The organism is Algoriphagus machipongonensis, from assembly GCF_000166275.1.
GTDB lineage: Bacteria > Bacteroidota > Bacteroidia > Cytophagales > Cyclobacteriaceae > Algoriphagus > Algoriphagus machipongonensis.
In genome coordinates this window covers 3483077-3503209 of sequence record NZ_CM001023.1, presented here as the reverse complement: position 1 = coordinate 3503209, position 20133 = coordinate 3483077, and the positions used below count along the sequence as shown (strand labels likewise).

At 38.9% G+C, this 20133-nt stretch carries 19 protein-coding genes; 10 read left to right on the top strand and 9 right to left on the bottom strand.

Annotation, left to right across the window (positions count from 1 at the left end):
- The first annotated feature begins 5 nt into the window (after positions 1–5).
- Complete coding sequence (locus ALPR1_RS14695) at positions 6–1127, top strand: glycoside hydrolase family 16 protein (RefSeq protein ID WP_008201847.1); 1122 nt, start codon at positions 6–8, stop codon at positions 1125–1127.
- 5 nt (positions 1128–1132) lie between these two features.
- Here the strand turns inward: ALPR1_RS14695 and menD are convergent, their stop codons facing one another.
- The 3 genes from menD to ALPR1_RS14680 are packed head-to-tail and all read right to left on the bottom strand — an operon-like array spanning position 1133 to position 4457.
- Positions 1133–2821, bottom strand: a complete 1689-nt coding sequence (gene menD / locus ALPR1_RS14690; protein WP_008201846.1) for a 2-succinyl-5-enolpyruvyl-6-hydroxy-3-cyclohexene-1-carboxylic-acid synthase — start codon at positions 2819–2821, stop codon at positions 1133–1135.
- The gene (locus ALPR1_RS14685; RefSeq protein WP_008201843.1) at positions 2818–4035 is read right to left on the bottom strand and encodes a chorismate-binding protein; all 1218 of its coding nucleotides are present in this window, start codon (positions 4033–4035) and stop codon (positions 2818–2820) included. Before ALPR1_RS14685 ends, menD begins: the two co-directional genes overlap by 4 nt.
- Positions 4035–4457, bottom strand: a complete 423-nt coding sequence (locus ALPR1_RS14680; RefSeq protein WP_008201842.1) for a hotdog fold thioesterase — start codon at positions 4455–4457, stop codon at positions 4035–4037. The genes ALPR1_RS14685 and ALPR1_RS14680 overlap by 1 nt, the downstream gene beginning before the upstream one ends.
- 53 nt (positions 4458–4510) lie before the next feature.
- Between ALPR1_RS14680 and ALPR1_RS14675 the strand changes: the two genes are divergently transcribed.
- Complete coding sequence (locus ALPR1_RS14675; RefSeq protein WP_008201839.1) at positions 4511–5134, top strand: histidine phosphatase family protein; 624 nt, start codon at positions 4511–4513, stop codon at positions 5132–5134.
- Here ALPR1_RS14675 and ALPR1_RS14670 read toward each other — a convergent pair.
- The 3 genes from ALPR1_RS14670 to ALPR1_RS14660 form a co-directional block, all read right to left on the bottom strand.
- Positions 5118–5537, bottom strand: coding sequence for a hypothetical protein (locus ALPR1_RS14670; RefSeq protein WP_008201838.1), 420 nt, complete (start codon positions 5535–5537; stop codon positions 5118–5120). The two genes, ALPR1_RS14675 and ALPR1_RS14670, sit on opposite strands and share 17 nt — an antisense overlap.
- A 112-nt stretch (positions 5538–5649) precedes the next feature.
- Positions 5650–6417: a zinc ribbon domain-containing protein gene (locus ALPR1_RS14665; RefSeq protein WP_008201836.1), complete on the bottom strand. Its 768-nt coding sequence runs from the start codon at positions 6415–6417 to the stop codon at positions 5650–5652.
- A gap of 3 nt (positions 6418–6420) precedes the next feature.
- Positions 6421–7521, bottom strand: coding sequence for a Nif3-like dinuclear metal center hexameric protein (locus ALPR1_RS14660; RefSeq protein WP_008201834.1), 1101 nt, complete (start codon positions 7519–7521; stop codon positions 6421–6423).
- Positions 7522–7562: 41 nt separating this feature from the next.
- Between ALPR1_RS14660 and lpxK the strand changes: the two genes are divergently transcribed.
- From lpxK to ALPR1_RS14630, 6 genes are all read left to right on the top strand, one after another.
- Positions 7563–8609 (top strand): tetraacyldisaccharide 4'-kinase, encoded by a 1047-nt coding sequence (gene lpxK, locus ALPR1_RS14655; protein WP_008201830.1) that lies wholly within the window; start codon positions 7563–7565, stop codon positions 8607–8609.
- Complete coding sequence (locus ALPR1_RS14650) at positions 8606–10558, top strand: putative porin (protein ID WP_008201829.1); 1953 nt, start codon at positions 8606–8608, stop codon at positions 10556–10558. Before lpxK ends, ALPR1_RS14650 begins: the two co-directional genes overlap by 4 nt.
- 1 nt (position 10559) lies before the next feature.
- On the top strand, positions 10560–11171 hold the full coding sequence (miaE, locus tag ALPR1_RS14645) for a tRNA-(ms[2]io[6]A)-hydroxylase (protein WP_008201826.1): 612 nt from the start codon (positions 10560–10562) through the stop codon (positions 11169–11171).
- 3 nt (positions 11172–11174) lie between these two features.
- Positions 11175–11663: a GyrI-like domain-containing protein gene (locus ALPR1_RS14640; protein ID WP_008201825.1), complete on the top strand. Its 489-nt coding sequence runs from the start codon at positions 11175–11177 to the stop codon at positions 11661–11663.
- A gap of 115 nt (positions 11664–11778) precedes the next feature.
- Positions 11779–13023 carry an ABC transporter permease gene (locus tag ALPR1_RS14635; RefSeq protein WP_008201824.1) on the top strand — a complete coding sequence of 415 codons (1245 nt, stop codon included), beginning with the start codon at positions 11779–11781 and terminating at the stop codon, positions 13021–13023.
- A gap of 109 nt (positions 13024–13132) precedes the next feature.
- Positions 13133–14821: a GMC oxidoreductase gene (locus ALPR1_RS14630; RefSeq protein ID WP_008201823.1), complete on the top strand. Its 1689-nt coding sequence runs from the start codon at positions 13133–13135 to the stop codon at positions 14819–14821.
- A 34-nt stretch (positions 14822–14855) separates the two neighbouring features.
- Here ALPR1_RS14630 and ALPR1_RS14625 read toward each other — a convergent pair whose 3' ends face one another.
- Complete coding sequence (locus tag ALPR1_RS14625; protein ID WP_008201822.1) at positions 14856–15209, bottom strand: DUF805 domain-containing protein; 354 nt, start codon at positions 15207–15209, stop codon at positions 14856–14858.
- Positions 15210–15483: 274 nt separating this feature from the next.
- On the opposite strand from ALPR1_RS14625, the gene pnuC reads away from it, so the two are divergent.
- Positions 15484–16110, top strand: coding sequence for a nicotinamide riboside transporter PnuC (gene pnuC, locus ALPR1_RS14620; RefSeq protein ID WP_008201821.1), 627 nt, complete (start codon positions 15484–15486; stop codon positions 16108–16110).
- Positions 16091–17161, top strand: a complete 1071-nt coding sequence (locus ALPR1_RS14615) for an acyl-CoA dehydrogenase family protein (protein WP_008201820.1) — start codon at positions 16091–16093, stop codon at positions 17159–17161. Before pnuC ends, ALPR1_RS14615 begins: the two co-directional genes overlap by 20 nt.
- A gap of 4 nt (positions 17162–17165) precedes the next feature.
- Here ALPR1_RS14615 and ALPR1_RS14610 read toward each other — a convergent pair whose 3' ends face one another.
- Both ALPR1_RS14610 and ALPR1_RS14605 read right to left on the bottom strand, forming a co-directional pair.
- Positions 17166–18050: a diacylglycerol/lipid kinase family protein gene (locus tag ALPR1_RS14610; protein WP_040303687.1), complete on the bottom strand. Its 885-nt coding sequence runs from the start codon at positions 18048–18050 to the stop codon at positions 17166–17168.
- Positions 18051–18103: 53 nt separating this feature from the next.
- Complete coding sequence (locus ALPR1_RS14605; protein WP_040302881.1) at positions 18104–20122, bottom strand: alpha amylase C-terminal domain-containing protein; 2019 nt, start codon at positions 20120–20122, stop codon at positions 18104–18106.
- Between the last annotated feature and the right edge of the window lie 11 nt (positions 20123–20133).

Here is a 20133-nt window from a genome sequence, read left to right as displayed (position 1 = left end):
TTTGAATGATGGAAATTTTAAAAAAGAGTATCATCCTATCCCTTGGGATATTTTTTTTATTCGCCTGCTCTAGCGGTGATGAGGTAGATGATCAAATTAAGACAATTACAGATTTTGTTCTTGAAGTTGAAAAGCTTGGAGACGGAGAGGTAAGAGCTTCATTTTCTGCTACCAATGCCATTTATTTTAAAATAAGTTTTGGGACGTCTGGAGAAACCCCGCAACGAGTGGATGGAAATTCAGCAACTTTTAAGTACACTGAAAAAGGAGATTATACAGTAGTGGTTCAGGCTCATTCCTCGGATTCAGATTTTGTGGTAAGTACAGAAAAAGTGACCATGAATGCAGAAGCTTTAGGTTTAGGTCCAGATGCTGGTTATAAAAGCCCTGAAACGTATGCTGGATATAATTTGGTTTGGGCTGATGAATTTAACTCTACCACACTTTCAGAGGATTGGATTTTTGAACTAGGGGATGGGTGTCCAGATCTATGTGGCTGGGGAAATCAGGAACTTCAATATTATAAGAAAGAAAACACTTCACTAGCGGATGGGAAACTTATAATTACTGCAAAAAGGGAAACTACAAGCGGAAAAAGTTATTCTTCCTCTAGGTTGATAACCAAAGGAAAAAAATCATTTACCTATGGAAGAATTGATATTCGGGCCATTCTCCCAAAAGGGCAAGGGCTCTGGCCGGCTCTTTGGATGCTGGGAGAAAATATTGACGCTGTGGGTTGGCCGAAAAGTGGAGAAATAGATATCATGGAAATGGTTGGTGGAGACATCGATGATAGAGATCGAACCACTCATGGGACTGTTCACTGGGATAATGCTGGGAGCTATGCAAATTATGGTGGAAGCACGAAATTGTCTACAGGAAAATTCAATGACGAGTACCATGTTTTCTCTATTGATTGGGATCCTGAAAAAATCGTTTGGCTATTAGATGGAGAAGAATTTCATGTGATCGATATTACTCCGGCAGGTTTAGACGAATTTCATAAACCGATGTTCTTTATTTTCAATGTTGCTGTTGGAGGTATTTGGCCGGGTTCACCAGATGGATCAACAGTTTTTCCTCAGGAAATGAAAGTTGATTATGTGAGGGTTTTTCAGAAAGAATAATTGATTTAACCTTTGGCTAAGGCTTGCGAAATCTTAGCTTTTACAGCTTTTAAGATTTCCTCATTTTTAGGACTTGAAGTTTCGATTTCCAGGATCTTTGGATGAAGTGAGTCATCATAAAAGTCTTGAAGTGAAGATTCCAGTTCAGATAGATTTACAACTTTTGAATAGAAAAACCCATACTCGGTGGCAAGGTGCTGTGCTGACAGCTTCTGTTTTGTTTCAAAAAACTCTTCGAGTTCAGGTTGATTTGAGGGCCCTTCAATCATTCTAAAAATACCCCCTCCATGATTGTTTAGCAGGATAATTCGAAGATTGGGCATCGCGTAATTATGCCAGAAAGCATTTCTGTCATAAAAGAAGGCCATATCGCCCGTAATCAAAGTGACGATCTCTTTGGTGGTAAACGTGCAGCCTACTGCTGTAGAGTTAGAACCATCGATTCCACTGGTTCCTCGATTACAAATGATTTCTTGCTCTCTTTTCCCCAAGAAGTTCATATATCTGACTGCCATACTATTGGCAACATGAATTTTGGATCGGGAGGGGACTCTGTTTATCGATTCATAAAGAGCATTATACTCACCAAATTCCATTGATTTTAGCACTTTTGGTAACTCCGATTCAACTTTGGAGTCTAAGTCATGCCAATTCTGGTGGAACTCCTGGTCTTGAGTACCCAAATTGTTATTTAGCCAATGAAAGAATGGGAGAGGGCTAGTAGGCAGAATTCGAGTAAGCCTTTTGAAAGTATCTTTGGCTTTTCCGTCTTCCTGAATATGCCAGTGAGATGCTTTTGTTTTTCGAAGAAATAGTTTGAGACCTTTTGATATAATTGATTTCCCAAAGCTGATAATAAGGTCTGGTTCAAGTAATGCCGTTAATCCGGAGTTCCCTAACCAATGATCATGATACCCTATGCTTTCAGCAGATTGGAAATTGCTGATCGTATCTGAAACAATGACCACATTTTTATTTTGTGATAATAGATCCAGTTGCTCTTGTAATTTGGAGTTAGGTCTACTTTGACCTGGAATAATTAAAACCCTTTTGACTGACCCTAACCGGTTTTTTAGCTTGGCCAGTGTTTCATCTGTTAAGATTGATTGTGCCTGTTCAAAAACAAAAACGTGCGGATCTTTTGGGAAGAGCAATTGCTCCTGCTGCTCGGGGTAGAAAGGTTCTTTTAAAGGGATATTGATATGGACTGGACCTGCAGGAAATTTTTTGGCAAGATTGATTCCCTCATTACTGATTCGGCTGGCCATCCATCGATCATCTGGAGACGAAATGCTATTTGGAAATTGGAAGCTCCCCTTGATATGTTTTCCATAAACCTCATCTTGGAAGATGGTCTGTCCATCGTATTGATCTATCCATTCCTTAGGCCTATCCGCGGTCAATACCAATAAGGGGATTTGCTGAAAAAAAGCCTCGGCAATGGCAGGGTAATAATTTAGTGCTGCTGAACCGCTGGTGCAAACTAAGGCTACAGGCTCCTCTAGTTGCTGGGCCATACCCAAGGCTATAAAAGCAGCAGATCGTTCGTCAGAGGCAGTGCGAGTATGTATATCGGGGTGTCTGGCAAAAGCCAATGTCAATGGGGCGCAACGTGAGCCAGGAGATAGAATTACGTTTCTAATCCCTTTTTTGGCACATATAGCTACTAAATCGGTGATGTGTGTTAAGATCAACTTTGAGGATTTTGGATGAACTTACCGATGATCTTACATTTTAACTCAGTTTCTTCCCATTCTTTTTGGGGATCAGAATCTTCTGTAACACCTGCGCCGGAATAAAGTATAGCCTGATCACTAAAAAGAGAGGCCGTTCTTAGGTTAACATAAATTGATGTCTCTCCCTGAATATTCACTGGTCCAAGAAAGCCAGCAAAAAAGGAACGGTCAAAACCCTCATATTTTTGTAAGAAATCATGAGACTCTTTCCTAGGCATTCCGCAAACCGCAGAGGTAGGATGGAGGAGGTTCAGCATAATCGAACCAAGATCTGGAAAACCAGTGCTCTGCATATTGATTCGGAAATCTGATTTAAGATGCAGCAAATCTCCGGCTATGACGGTCTTTGGACCATGCTCCTCGTATTCTCTTAATCTTATTTTCTTAAAGCAAGAAACTATGTACCGACTTACCAAAGCTTGCTCCTCGATCTCTTTTTGAGTCCATGCGGCTGTTTTAAGTGGATTGTCTCCGAATGCAGGTTGAGTACCCGCCAGAGACATCGTGTAAAAATAGTCCCCTTTCGTTTCAATCAAAGATTCAGGAGAAGCTCCGATCCAAGTGCCTACGTTTGGGATATGGAAGAAATTGATAAATGCATTGGGATAAGAATTCATTAAGCTCAACAGCGTGCAGCCTAAATTAAATTCTTCAGGGATCTTGATGGTTTTCGTTCTTGCAGGAACTACTTTTTCTACCAAGCCATCTTGAATAGCCTGAATCCCATCTTTGACTAACTGGATAAAGTGATCCTTATCTTCAGAAGTTTCAGAAAACTGATTAGAGTTACTTTGAGTTTGCCCAAGAAGAAGGTCTCTAATTTCCTTCGCATTTAGCTTTTCTTCTCCTTGTAATTGAATTTTCGCCCATTCGGGAAGCTCGTCTATTTCTATTGGGTTGTCCAGATGGAAATTGAGGTATTTATTTGCTTTGATGAAATAGGCTTTTTTATCCTCTTGGTCAGCAAAAGGGTGAACAACAAATCCTGGCTCCAGAGTTTCTATATTCAGTTCCACTTTTTGTGGAGTACTGGATTCATCCAAAACCATTTCTAAAAGGGATGAATTGGGCTTTCTCCAAAATGCAAAAGAGCCTTCAGATTTGAGACCCAATTGAAGCATTTGTTGGATGGTTTCTGTTTTCGTATGAATGCTTGAAACTTCCGTGTTCATTATCTTTTATCTAAAATAGCCATCGTAATTCTACTGATGCAGCAAAGCTGCTCCAATTCATTGACGATTTTTATTTCCCATACTTGTGTGCTTTTGCCCAAATGAATGGGACTTGCAGTGCCGGTTACAAAGCCTTCTCTTACTGACTTAAGGTGATTGGCATTAATTTCCAGACCTACGCAGAAATGTTTTTCAAGGTCTAATGTCAGTGAACTGGCAATGCTACCCAAGGTCTCTGCTAAGACAACATTTGCACCGCCATGTAACAAACCTAAGGGTTGTTTTGTTCGGTGATCTACAGGCATTTTGGCTGAAATAGAATTTTCAGAAATTGCAGTAAAAACGATGCCCAAGTGCTCGACCATGTTGTTTTCACTCTGCTTATTGAGCGCTTCTATTGAAGGCTTTTGCTTGAATACCATGAAAATTGAAGTAAATAAGTTTTCTTTGGGCTTGCAGACAAAAATAGAGAATCTTGAATCGAAAAAAAATTTACCTAGTTAGGCACGGACAAACAGATTTTAATTTAAAAGGTGTAGTTCAGGGAAGTGGGATCAATGCTGATATAAATGAGACTGGAAGGAAGCAGGCAGCATGTTTTTTTGAAGCTTACAAAGGAGTGAAATTTGATCAATTGTATCACACCGCACTGATCAGAACGCAGCAATCTATTCAGAGTTTTTTAGACCTTGGAACGCCCGTCATAGCCTTAGCTGAACTGAATGAGATTTCTTGGGGAGATTATGAGGGAACACCTATGACCAAGGATGAAAGTCAGTATTATGATCATATGCTGAATCAGTGGAAGTTAGGAAACCTTGATTATGCGATTGCGGGAGGAGAAAGCCCTAATATGGTGGCAGCCCGAATGCAAAAGGGAATAGATAAAATTATTGACGGCCCTGGTGAAACGGTTTTAGTTTGTATGCACGGTAGGGCAATGCGGATATTTTTGAGTTTGATTTTAAAACTAGATCTCAAAGATATGGATCAGTTTGAACATCAAAACTTGTGTTTGTATTTGTTGGAACAGGATGAAAAAGGTGGATTTCAGTTATTGAAAAGAAATGATGTGGATCACCTTAAGGATTTACTTTAGCCTTAGCAGTTTTATCATTCTTTCTTTGCTGCTGTAAATCTTCATATTCAGAAAAATAACTTTGAAGCTCGTTCTTCCCCTTTGTCAAATCAAACATTCTAAATGCGATGTCTTGAAGTTGAACTTGAGATTTATTTCCAAGATTGATGATAAACTCACCGAGCATGCATTTGTCAAATTCTTCATTGGGTACTTCTATCACCAATGTGGGGACTGAATTACCCTCATAAGTTTTAGTTTTGAACACACCAGAAAAATGGGCTTCGATTTTCGAAAGGGAAGTTTTGAGTGCTTTTAGCTCCTTTGCTTGGAATAGGACCATAATTGTCTTGGGATCATCCGTTTTCGCAAAGGATGAAACTGATAAAAACATAATGACTACTAGGATTCCTAAACTTCTCATAGCTTTCAAGATACTAAAATAATGCCCGAAAAATCAAGCATTCAAATAGAAAAAAATAAAACCCCGAAAATTAATTATTTCCGGGGTTTTTAATGCTTGGTATTTTAGAGAATTAAGCTTTTGATCTTCTCTTTTTTGGTGGTGGTGGCTCCTCGATTACATCCTCAACTCCAGCAAGGATTCTTCCGCAGTGCTCACACACGATTAATTTTTTCTTTTCACGAATATCCGCTTGTCTTTGAGGCGGCACGGTGTTGAAACAACCTCCGCAAGCTCCTCTTTTGACCATAACTACGGCAAGTCCGTTTTTAGCGTTATTTCGGATTCTCTCGTAAGATTTAACTAATCGAGGTTCCACTTTTTTAATGGCCTTTTCGCGGTCATTATTAAGTTTCGCTTCTTCTGACTCACTTTCAGAGATAATGGTAGAAAGTTCGCTTTTCTTAAGATCAAGATCTTTCTGGCGATCCTTCATGATTGCATTTAACTCATCAAGGTCAACTTTTTTCTGATCGATTTTGACTGAAGCTTCAGAGATTTTCTTCTTTGATACCTGGATCTCCAAGTCTTGTAACTCCAACTCCTTGGTGATGGCATCGTATTCTCTGTTGTTTCGAACATTCATCTGCTGCTCCTGATACTTCTTGATAAGTTTCTCAGATTCCTTGATGTTGTCCTTGAGGGTTTTGATCTCCTCTTCGTATGCTTCAATCTCAGCTTGGAACTTATCCAAACGGGTTTCATAGCCAGCAATCTCGTCTTCTAGATCTTGAACTTCCTCAGGAAGAGCACCTCTTACTTTAATTAGTGCATCAAGTCTTGAATCAATGAGTTGAAGGTTATGTATAGCCTCGAGCTTTTGTGCTACTGTACTTTCCATGTACTATCGGTAGGATGTGGGATTTGTAACTACTTTCGTCAAATAGAGTGCAATATTAGGAAAATTTTGTGACAATAGCTCCCCAAGTAATTCTTTTGTGAAAATTTCACTTTCATAATGCCCAATATCACAAAGAATTAATTGCTCTTCTACATCAAAAAACTCGTGGTATTTCACGTCTGAGGTGATAAATACGTCTGCTTTCACTTTTTTGGCTTGGTTGAGTAAAAATATTCCAGCCCCGCCACAAACAGCAACTTTCTTGATTTTCTTTTGCAAAAGCCCGGTGTGTTTCAAGACTTTTAGGTTCATTTTGTCTTTGAGGTAGTCCAAAAATTCAATTTCTTCCATCTCCATTTCCAATTCACCAACCATGCCTGCGCCGACCTCTTGGTTTTCATTTTCAATATTGCTTACGTAATAGGCAACTTCCTCGTAAGGATGACTTTGTTTCAATACACCAAGCACCTTTCCCAGCAAATGATTGGATACCAAAACTTCTACTTTGGTTTCATCCACTTGTTCGGGCTTTCCTTTTTCTCCGATACTTGGATTCGCTTTTTCTGAAGGAGTAAAAGTCCCTGTTCCTAAGGTTTGAAAAGAGCAATCGGAATACTCTCCAATTTTTCCTGCTCCTGCTTTAAAAATTGCATCTAGGACCTTGGATTTTTGTTCATTGGGAACGAAAAATTCCAACTTGCTTAAAAGCTGCTTTTTAGGTTGTAGAATTTTGGTTTTTAATAAACCTAATCTATCTGATATTCTTTTATTTACGCCTGCTGCGACATGGTCTAAATTCGTGTGGATGGCAAAAATAGCAATGTCGTTTTTGATTGCTTTGATCACTGTTCGCTCTACATAGTTTCGACCGGTAAAGCTTTTTAATCCTCGGAAGACAATGGGGTGATGGGCAACGATCAAATTCGCTCCCAATTCTATTGCTTCATCGACCACATTTTCTGTACAATCCAGAGTACAGAGAACGCCCGTCAATTCGGACTTTCTGTCTCCAGTGATCAGAGTTGCGTTATCGTAGGATTCCTGATAGGCTGGTGGTGCAAAAGATTCCAACCACGAAATCAGTTCTCCAATCTTGTATCCCATAATTTTTATGTTTATTTGATCAAAATTAGTAATTCTCAGGAATGCGCCCTTACGCTTTTTTGCTTTATCCGTTTTCAGTGCTTTATAATCTGATCACTAAAATCAGAAATTGGCTTTTTGACCTTGGCTGGTTGAAAAGTACACCTACGCCCATTCCTAGTATTTTGGTAGGAAACCTCAGCGTAGGAGGAACAGGCAAAACCCCTATGGTAGAGTATCTGATTAGGAACATAAAGAATCAAAGAAAGTTGGCCACTTTAAGCAGAGGTTATGGAAGAAAAAGTTCTGGCTTTTTAAAAGCCGATTTTTCGAGTAGCCCGGCACAAATTGGTGATGAACCATTTCAGATTTTTCAAAAATTCGGAAAAGAAATTTCTGTGTTTGTTGGCGAAAAGAGGTTGGAAGCCTTCCAAAAGATTTCTAGCAATTTCCCTGATGTGGACTTGGTTGTCATGGATGATGCTTTTCAGCATCGCTACGTTCAGGCAGACCTTAGTATTCTTCTAACCACATTTGACAGGCCTTTTTTTGCTGATTATTTACTTCCCATGGGAAGGTTAAGGGAAAGTCGCTCAGGAGCTTCAAGGGCAGATATGGTGGTTGTGACTAAAACTCCAAACCATGCAAATGAAAAAATAAAGGGACAATATCACCAAATGATAAAGAAATATGTTGATACCGATGTTCCTGTTTTATTCAGTGGAATTGGGTATGGTGAGCCCTATGCTTTGGGGCAAGAAATAGAATTTCATCCTCAGGTGATTCTGTTTAGCGGTCTCGCAAGTGATTCGCATCTAAAAGCTCATGTTTCAGAACATTTCGAAATGTTAGATGTCTTAACTTTTTCTGATCACTACGAATATCAGGATAGCGATTTTGAGAAAATTAGGAGCTTATACCTAAAATATAAATCTCGAAATCCAGTTATTCTCACTACGGAAAAAGATGCGGTAAAAGTTAAATTTTCTGCTCAGGAAGGAATTCTAAGAGAAATTCCGATTTTTGTCCTGCCAATTCAAGTGGAATTTCCCACTGAAGATGCGCAACAACTAGAAAGACTTATCGATCAGGTAATTCTTCAAAAGTGAAAGAAATTGTGAAAATCAGAGTTCTCGGTTTATTCATCATCATGGTTTTGGGCCTGTCGCTGGATGCTTTGGCACAGCGGCCGATCACCAATACCAACAACCAACAAAGGAATAGAGAGTTGGTCAACCAAGAGGGTGAAGAAGAGGAAGAAGTAGAGGGTAGGCGACCACTTTTGGATGATAGTACCAAGCAGGTGTATGGACCGAAAACATCACTTTTCTTTTTCGAAAAAGATATCAAAAGAAATAATTTGATTCTTTATCCTCAGGATACTATCCTAAACAATTTTCATAATTATGACACGGTAGCGAAGAGTGGATGGAAATATCAGGATCTTGCAAATTTAGGGAGTGCAGCAAAACCGGTTTTTTATCAAATCCCAACCTTAATCGGGACGAGGTCAGGATATTCCGCTTACGATATTTATTTTAAAGCACCAGAAAACAACAGATATTACGATACAAAATCTCCTTTCACTGAGATGGCAGCATTTTTTGGAGGTGGCCATAGGAATTTACTGGATATAGCCTTCGCTCGAAATATCAACCCTAGGTGGAATGTAGGTTTTGAATTTCACACGATTAAAGCAAGAAAGACTTTGAATCCGGTAGCTCGAGATGATAATATGGTCGAGCAAACTTCCTATTCTCTTCATACGAATTATAGAACCGAAAATGGGAAGTATTGGTTTTTGGGGAATTTTTCAAGAATGAGGCATCTGGTCAATGAAATTGGTGGGATCATTCCGCCGGAAGTTGATTCTACATCCGTTTACTATACCTATGAAGATGCAAAAGTTTGGTTGTCAAATACCCAGGCTACAGACCTTCGACAAGAGTATCATTTTTACCATGAATACAAGGTAGAAGATGGCCTTCAACTCTATCATATTTTTGATAGAAAAATCAAAAAACTCACATTCAATACCGACTTAAGGACCACAGATTCATTGTTTTACCCAAGTACACGTTACAATCAAAGTGACACCATTTCTACTAACCCAAACAGATTTGCTGAATGGAGAAATGAAGTGGGTTTGAAAGGGACTTTTGGTGGGTTTTTCTATAATGCTTATGCCAAATTCAGAGCAGGTAGAATGCAAAACCCTTACTTTGAGGAAGATGATAAGTTCAATGAAGTTTACATCGGAGGACAATTGGTGGGAGAGCTTTCTGAAAACTGGTCATTAACTGCCAATGGGGAATATTTACTGCCTGGAGCATATCGTCTCAATGGAGTTTTTGTCTCTCCTTGGTTAGAACTGGAGTATACCAAAGCCTTGTATAAACCTACCTCTGTACAGCAAAATTACATGGGTAACTTCTACCAGTGGGACAATGATTTTGAGAATACTGGGGTAGATCAGATTAAGGGAAAAGTAATCCTTAATTTCGATAAAATAAGGCTGAGACCTAGTCTGACGATCAATAGGGTGAACAATTACATCTATTTTAATGAAGATAGGATTGCTACTCAAAATGATGGAGAGGCCTTTATGTTGATGCCTGGCCTTATTGCCAACTTTCAGATTGGAAAAAAATTCAGATGGGAGAATGAGCTGATTTTTACTCAGATTTCAGGCGTTGGAAGTGATGCCTTTAGAGTGCCCAAGTTTTATGCGAATACCAAATTTTACTTTGATAGCCCTGCCTTTAATGACAACGTTTATATCCAATTAGGGATAGATATCAGATTTAAGTCTGATTATTTTGCTGATGCTTATTCACCAGCTACCCAGCAGTTCTTTATTCAAAATTCATTTAATGTTTTTGCCTATCCTGTGGGTGATGTTTTTCTTGATTTTAGAATCAACCGAACTCGTGTGTTATTGAAATACAACCACTTCAATAGTGGCTTAATGAAAGAGGAAGGGTATTTCGTTACTCCAGGCTATACTGGATATAAATCATTTATCGACTTAGGAATTTCTTGGTATTTATTTGATTGATATGAGTTGGGAAGAAAATACAAAACAGAAAATGCTACACCTCAAATTACCTACAGATCCAAGGTGGGTAAATATTGCTGAGATGCAAATTGAGGATATTTTAACTGACCATGCTTATTGCGAGCAAAAGGCAGCTTCTTCTTGTATCAGTTTGATTTTGAGGTTTTTTGATCTGCCTGAGCTTGTGGATACCCTCACGCCAATCGTTTCTGAGGAATGGGGGCATTTCGAAAGAGTGATGGACCAGATCCGTAAGAGAAACATGAGGTTTGGTGAACCTAGGAAAGACGAGTATGTAATGAAACTTCAGGGGTTTGTAAAAAAAGGAGGAAATAGATGGCAGCAATTGACCGAAGTTTTGTTGCTAAATGCATTGATTGAAGCAAGGAGTTGTGAAAGATTTAAATTGCTTTCCAAAAACATTGAAGATCCTGAGCTACAAAGTTTTTATTATGAACTGATGATCTCAGAAGCCGGTCATTATGTGACTTTTATAGAGCTAGCAAGGAAATACAATGATCCTGAGAAGGTGAACTCTCGATGGCAGGAATGGCTTACTTTTGAAGCCGAAGTGTTGAAAGAAATTGGTTTGAGAGGTAATAGAATGCATTGATTTATGGAAGTGAAAGTCGAAGAGATAACATCAAAGACCCTTTTTGGAAAAAAGACGATTACTACTTTGGGTAGTCAGGATATATCGGCTCTTTGGAGGCCTTTTAGACAGGCGATAAATAAAAAAGAAGGACTTAACCCTTCAGATTATTATTCCATTCAGAGATATGGAAAAGATATGCAAAGCAAGAGTTTGTCTCTGAATACTGAATTCGAGAAGTGCGCTGCTATTGAAATAGTAAAAGACGCTTGTCCAGATGGTTTTGAGGAGATTGTTTTAGATGGAGGGAAATACGCCACATTTGAATACGCTAGAAATATGGGGGAGATTCAAACAATCTTGATGGGCTTTTTGAATAACTGGCTTCCAAATTCTGCTTTTGAATTGGATGATAGGAATCATTTCGAGACTTTTGGACCTGATTATGACCCCTTTTCTGTAGATTCCGTAGAGGTAATATGGATTCCCATCAAAGAGAAGGGAAGTAAATAATACCTTGAAAAAATATTAAAATTCACCAAGGTTTTAGAGAAATCAAGGTGAATTGATTATACTTAAAATTGATTGAATCAATAATTTTTAAAACCTGTTCCAATTCGGACAACCTATGAAATTGATCGAAAATATTCGCGAATCATTAAATTCCATTCGCGTTAATTTACTCCGAACTATTTTGACCGGCGCAATCATTGCGATTGGTATTTCTTCCCTTGTGGGGATGCTTACGGCAATAGACGGAATTAAAACTCAAATCGCTGATAGTTTTTCCGGGCTGGGAGCTAACTCTTTTGATATTAGAAACAAGGGTTTTTCTGGAGGAAGAGCAATTCAGCAAGGAGTAACAGAAAAAACCTATCCTAAAATTACTTATAGAGAGACACAGGCTTTTAAGGAAGAGTATAAATCAATTGGCTTATCGACCGTTTACACCAGAGTATCAGGATCCGCTGAAATCAAAAAGGGTTCGAAGAAGACCGATCCGAATTCAAGAATTACAGGGGCAGATGAAAATTACCTAAGCATTAAAGCGATGAAGGTAGAGCAGGGAAGAAACTTCAGTAATATGGAAGTGCAGCATGGAAACAACGTTTGTATTGTAGGGACTGAAATAGTTTCCACCTTATTTGAAGAAAATGAGGAGGCATTAAACCAGAAAATATCCTTCTTTGGAAGACCATATACTATTATTGGAATTTTGGAAGAACAAGGTGGGGTAGGTCAAGATCAAGGAGCGGATAGACAAGTAGTCATTCCTGTAGAAAATGCCAGCCGACTGGATAGAACAGGCAATTTTAATTACAACATTACTGCATTGAGTTCGGATGGTTCTAAGATCGATTATGATATGGGACAAGCCACAGGTATGATGAGGAAAATCCGACAAGACCGAGTAATCCGAGAAGACTCATTTGATTTAACAAAAAGCCAATCAGTTGCAGAAAGTTTGGAAGAAGTCGCTGGATATTTGAGAATGGGAGGATTTGGTATTGGATTCATCACACTACTTGGAGCTTCAATCGGTTTGATGAATATCATGCTTGTTTCGGTCACAGAAAGAACTCGTGAAATAGGAATTAGAAAAGCACTTGGAGCTACTCCACTCAGAATCCGACAACAATTTTTGATGGAAGCTATTATGATTTGTGTATTGGGAGGAATCATGGGAATGATTTTAGGAATTGCCATCGGAAACCTGATTTCGCTAGTAATTGGGGTAGGAGGATTTTTGATTCCTTGGTTGTGGATGTTTGTAGCTTTCTTGATTTGTATAATCGTAGGATTGCTTTCTGGATATTTTCCGGCATTCAAAGCCAGTAAATTGGATCCGATAGAATCACTTCGATACGAATAATTATAATTCAAAATATAAATGAAACCTTCAATTGCACATTGAAGGTTTTTTTTATTTAAGACTTCTTTTAGCGGTCAGGTTTGCTGCTAATCATTGATTAATTTTCAATATGAAATCAAATGAATTTGATGCAATCGTCATAGGTTCGGGAATTAGCGGTGGCTGGGCTGCCAAAGAGCTTTGTGAAAAAGGTTTGAAAACACTGGTTTTAGAAAGAGGGAGAGATGTGGAGCATTTAAAAGATTACCCCACGATGACTTCCAGTATCTGGGAAATGCCACATAGAAATCAGATTACTCTGGAAAATAGAATTCAAAACCCTGTAGTCAATCGGTGTTACGCCTATAAAGAGGATACCGCTCATTTTTTTGTAAAAGATCAAGAGCATCCATACGAGCAGGAAAAGCCTTTTGACTGGGTAAGAGGCTATCAAGTGGGAGGAAAGTCGTTGATTTGGGCAAGGCAAACCCAACGTTGGAGTAAATATGATTTTGAAGGTCCCGCAAGAGATGGTTTTGCAGTAGACTGGCCAATTCGGTATGAAGATATAGCTCTTTGGTATAGTTATGTGGAGCGGTTTGTCGGTATTAGTGGAAGTTATGAAGGTTTGGATACGCTACCTGATGGAGAGTTTTTGAAAGCTTGGGAGATGAATTGCGTAGAAAAGGAGATTCAGAAACGCATCACTTCATCTTTTCAGGATAGAGATGTCATCATCGGTCGATGTGCTCATCTGACCGAACCTAAGGAGGTCCATTTTGCGCAAGGTAGGACGAAGTGCCAAGCGAGAAACCAATGTTATAGAGGGTGCCCTTTTGGAGGTTATTTCAACTCCAATTCTTCTACTTTACCTGCTGCTGCAAAAACCGGGAATTTGACTTTGAGACCAGATTCTGTAGTGGAATCCTTGATATATGATGAAAGGAAGGAAAAAGTAACCGGAGTAAGGATTGTTGACAGGATTAGTAAGGAAACAAAGGAGTATTATGCAAAAGTCATTTTCGTAAATGCCTCAGCTTTAAATTCTAATTTAATCCTATTGAATAGTACTTCTAGCCGCTTTCCCAATGGCCTTGGTAATGACTCAGGTTTGTTAGGGAAATATGTGGCATTTCACAATTACAGAGGGTCCCTAAATGCGTCTTTTGAAGGGTTTGAGAATGAGTATTATTTCGGGAGAAGACCCACTGCGGTCATGATGCCTAATTTCAGAAATGTCAAAAAGCAGGAGATGGATTTCTTAAGGGGATATATGACATTTTATACAGCTGGAAGGGCTGGATTTGGACATGCGGATACTGCTTTAGGTGAGCAGTTAAAGACAGCCAATTCAAAACCTGGACCTTGGTCTGTTTATATGATGATGCAAGGGGAAACTATTCCCAAGGAAAGCAATCACGTTAGATTAAGCCAAGATAAAAAAGATGAGTGGGGAGTTCCATTGTTAAGCATTAATGTGGATTATGATAACAATGATGAATTGATTTTGCAGGATTTTTTCGAGCAAGGAGAAGAGATGCTTGTCAAAGCAGGTTGTCATAACATTAGCAAAAATGACAGTAAACAAGCTCCTGGTCTAGATATTCATGAGATGGGAGGAGTTCGTATGGGGCGGGAGTCCGGAAGCTCTTTACTCAATGGGTATAACCAGATGCATTTAGCAGAAAATGTTTTTGTTACTGATGGGGCTTGCATGACTTCTACGGGCACACAGAACCCCTCAATTACTTATATGGCACTCACTGCGCGAGCAGTTGACTATGCCGTAAAGGAATTGAAAAAAGGAGCCATTAAGTAGACTCCCATTAAGAATTTATCAGATTAAATTACACCTAGATGATATCCGTTTTACGGGGATCTGGACCATATTCATTAGGGCCATTTTGTCCTTTTTTGGCTGCAAGCCAGATGAATCCTATGAAGTTTACTGGTGGTGGAATTAATAGGTAAAGTGCATATTTCCAGTCCAAACCGATGTCATGAAACCTTTTGATTGCCTGAATCAAGAGTACTACGATAGAGGCAATTAAGACGATGGTAAATGAGAAAAAGGTAGGCCAGGCTTCCATTTGGTAGGACTGCCACATCATCATTAGGCTTAGTAAGTTGGTGAAATAGAATATCATAAATAACACCAAATACTTCCTTCTCGTTATTCTTCCTTCTGGTTTAAATATTTCATTCATAACTATTTAACGATACAGAAATACGATTGTTTAATCCCGTCAGGATTTTCCAAGTGGATAATTGGAATGTAAATCAGGTTTGTAGGACATAATGACTGTTTATGAAAGCGGTAATTTTCTATATTGCGAGCTCAATTAAGGGGTGCCCTAAATTTACGGGCTGAGATCATACCCATCAGCAAGAGATTGCTGAGCACCTGATCCGGGTAGTGCCGGCGTAGGGATTAGATTAATAGTTCTCCCTTTTTTGAATAATGAATTTAAAATTATTCAAATGGAAAGTTTTATGGATTTTGATCTGCTTCTGCAGCAGATACAAGAAACAAGATTGCTAGAGTGGATAGCAGTGGCCTTTGGCGTTACTGAAGTTTTATTGGCTCGGAAAAACAACGTGTTGCTGTACCCAGCGGGAATCATCGGTATTTTATGCGGTGGTTTTCTTCTCATTGATGCTAAGCTTTATGCAGAGACTTTACTGCATGGGTATTATTTGGTCATGAGTATATACGGCTGGATCATGTGGAAAAGTAAAAGTCAAAGTGGAGCCTTAAAGATTACAAAAAGTAACACCAATGATAAGAGAATTACTTGGATGATTGCCCTTGGCGGTTGGGGGTTTTTATATTTTATATTGAGTCAGTTTACTGATTCAGATGTTCCGGTGATTGATGCTTTTGTTTCCTCTACTGCCTGGGCTGGGATGTGGCTTTTAGCAAAAAGAAAACTTGAAAACTGGATTTGGCTTAATGTATCTAATTTGGTTGCAATTCCTTTGCTGTTCCACAAGCAGCTAATTTTAATGTCGTTTTTAACACTTTTCCTATTCATTGTAGCCATTTTTGGGTATTTGGACTGGAAAAAAGAACTCAATTCAAGAGAAAATGAATTCAGAACTGTTTAGTCACGAACTCGCTCAAAAAGCTGAGAATTTAGGTAAACTTCCTGAGGAATGGCTGCAAGTTATTTACGAGGAAAAATGGTTTAAACTATTTGTGCCAAAGGAACTTGGCGGCTTAGGATGTAATCTAAAAGAAGCACTCCAAATTGAAGAAAAACTAGCCAAGCTAGATGGAAGTCTTGGTTGGACGGTGACGCTTTGTGCTGGAGCAGCTTGGTTTGTAGGTTTCATGGATAAACCAACCCGTGAAGAGGTATTTCCTAATTCGGCTTTATGCCTGGCAGGGAGCGGATTTGTGGGAGGAAAAGCCAATAAAGTAAACGATCAATACATTATTGATGGGAGCTGGACTTATGCTTCTGGAGCCTTGCATGCCACAAATTTGACTGCTAATTGTGAAATTCTAGAAAATGGAAAGGCGGTTTTAGATACTGATGGAAAGCCGGTGGTAAAAGCATTTTTGCTGAAGAAAGACGAAGTGAAAATTCTCGATGGATGGAATTATATGGGGATGATAGCTACAGGGAGCCATGCCTTTGAAGTAGAAAATCAAGAAGTCCCTCTAAACAGATGTTTTGAAATAGAACCTTCAAAAACTCAACTTCCAGACCCGATTTATAAGTTCCCATTTCTACAGTTCGCGGAGGCTACTCTTGCAGTAAATATACTGGGGATCACAGAGCATTTGATAGATTTGATTGAGGCTAGTTTTTGGAAGAGAAATGAATATAGGGCTTATGATGTTAAGCATATTGAGTACTTCGAAAGCCTTTTGAAAAAGCGGAAATCCCGGTTAAAGAAGGAAAAAGCTAAATTTTATAAGTCAGTAGAAAATGCTTGGTTGCAACTGGATCAAGAGGGGGGGATTTCGAAGAAAAAACTGAAGAAGGTAAGTAAGATCAGTCGAAAACTGACTCAGAAATGTAGAGAAGTAAATGCTAAGCTTTATCCTTTTGCTGGCTTAGAGGCTGCAAAAACTCATACTGAGCTTAATAGAGTTTGGAGAGATTTTAATACCGTTGGGCAGCACGCACTACTGATTTTTCCTTTTTGATCAGTTAAGGCATGAGGATTTTAAGGCTTTTGGGGAGAACCTGAATAGTTATTTCTTTTGTCAGTAGTGTTTTGAATTCCCCATCAATCTGTACTTCAAACTCAGTTATTTCTTCGCCTTCAAGTTGGATTTTATTTGTCTGGAAAGTTTGAATTTTCTGAAACCAATGACTTTTTTTCAAAAGGAGAGAAGTACTCCAGATTACTTTGTTGATTGGGTTTGTTTGTGGGATCATCACCACATCCAATAGTCCATCTTGCAGAGATGCTTTTGGCGTGATACTCATTCGGTATCCCATTTCATTTGAATTCGAGACGAAAATCAAAAATGGTAAGATCGAAAATTGGTTTTCATCCTTTTTCACAAGTAATGCCTCAGACTTTTTCTTTTCAAAGAAAGCTGTCAGTCCAGCCTGGATGTAGCCTTTTAAGGTTCTTTTTTGGGAAAGCTCATAATGTTTGATCAATGAGGCATCAAAACCAATTCCGGTGTTACTGAAAAAAAAGTGGTCATTTATTTTACCTACATCAATGGCATCCACTTTAAAATTTTTAATCACCTGAAGTGCCTGATCCAAATTTCTAGGAATCTTTAGGTTGGAGGAAAGGCCATTTCCTGAACCTTGTGGAATAATCCCTAATGGGATTTTTGAGTTGACTAGTTGAGATGCAACTTCATTGATAGTACCATCTCCACCACAGGCGACAATCAAATCTGTATTAGCTTGTATAGCTTCATGAACAAGCTCAATAGCATGTTTTTTAAATTTCGTGAATTGTATATCGATAGTGTATTCCGAGGTGGGGAAATGCGTATGAAGTAATTTTTCAGTTACCAAGGATTTTCCTTTTCCGGAAATTGGATTGACTATAAAGTGTAACTGTTTCAACTTATTCACTGATTCGGGTATTGATATTCACTGAGGCTATTCCCTCAAAAAAGTTAACTTTTATTTGTCCCCCTTAAAATTTGAACCGTCCGACTTGGGATGTACAACTGAATACATTGATGCTCATTGACCAAGTAATCAATGGATGAGTCAATTCGATTAAAACCCCCAAAAGTTTCATCGTCTGAATTTAAAATCAGTTGGTATGAACTAGCTTTTGGAACATGAACGCTAAAGCCGGAATAAGATTCTGTGGGGTGGAAGGAAAAAACAAAAACTAAGTTGGCTCTTTCGTATGCTATGATTTTTTTGTCAGGATCCAAAAATAGCTGCCTTGCATGTGGAGCAGAAAGAACATGGTCATGTGTAGCTAATTGAATCATCGCCTGATCCCAGGCATTTAATTGAGCATATTTCAGCAAAGGATCATCAGCCAAAGACCATTGCCTTCTAGCATGTTGATAGCTCCAATCATTCCCTTCTCTAGGAAAATCAATCCATTCGGGGTGACCAAATTCATTCCCTATAAAATTTAAATACCCTTCACCTCCTAGGGAAAAGGTGATCATTCGGATTAACTTGTGTAAAGCAACACCCCGGTCAACTACCAGATTTTGTTCCAATACCGACATGGAGAAATACATCTCTTTATCCATTAACCTAAATGCAAGGGTTTTGTCCCCAACTAATGCTTGGTCGTGACTTTCAGCGTAAGTAATTGATTTTTCATTTTGAGGTCTGTTGGTCAATTCATGCCATAGCTCAAACATATCCCATTCCTCATCTTTTTTATGCTTGAGTGTTTTGATCCAGAAATCAGGGACACCCATGGCCATACGGAAATCAAAACCTATCCCCCCATCCTCAATCTTTCTGGAGAGTCCGGGCATCCCGCTGACATCTTCGGCAATGGAAATACTGCCTTTTTTAAAATCGTGAATCAGTTTATTCGCCAGCTTCAAGTAAATGATCGCTTGTTCATCTACTTGTGAGTCAAAATAGAGATCAACATTATCAAAATCCATAAACAGTCCATGATGCTGATACATAATGGAAGTGACACCATCAAATCTAAACCCATCAAAATGGAATTCTTCAAGCCAATAGCGAATGTTACTTAGCAGGAATTGCTTTACTTCCCATTTCCCATAATCGAAAACTTTTGAGTCCCAGCCTTCATGGTAACCTTTTGGACCTGCATGGAAATATTGATGATCACTGCCGTCAAATTCATTTAATCCCTCATTGGTATTTTTAATAGCGTGAGAGTGTACAATATCCATCACCACAGCTATTCCCATTTCATGGGCTTTGTTGACAAGGGATTTTAGATCTTCTGGTGTTCCAAATCTGGAGGAGGAAGCGAAAAAATTAGAAATATGATAACCAAAAGAACCGTAGTAGGGATGTTCCATCACAGCCATTAACTGTATGGTATTGTATCCTGCTTCTTTTATCCGTGGAAGTATGTTCTCTTCAAATTCCCGATAGCTCCCAACTTTTGGAGATTCTTGAGCCATTCCCACATGGCATTCATAAATGAGGGGTTGGCTTAAGCTGTCTTGTGGGGAGTATGATTGATCAGTCCACTCAAATTTACTTTCAAACCAGAGTTGACCTGCGAAGTCATGGTTTTTTTCATCTTGAACTGCTCGCCTGATGTAGGCAGGGATTCTATCTGAAGCACCATTGGCACCTACTACATGGACTTTAACTTTACTTCCATGGGTGAAGGAATTCTTATATTGGTCGAAGGGTAAAAATATTTCCCAATCCCCTCGATGACTCTTTTTCATAGGGTGGGATTGACGATCCCAATTGTTGAAATCTCCAAAAAAATAGAGTTGTTCTGCGGCAGGCGCCCATTCCCTATAAACCCATCCGTTTCTCCAGCTTTCAAAATGGACTCCATAAAACTCATGAATCCGTGAAAACTCCAGAATGTTTCCGCTGAATTCCTCTATCTCTCGAAGGGCAGTTTTAAACCCTTGGTGTCTTTCCCATATTTTATCAGCAAAATTCTCAAGCCAAGGCTCATCTCTTACCAAACTTAGTTTCTCAGATTCTTTCACATGAAATCATT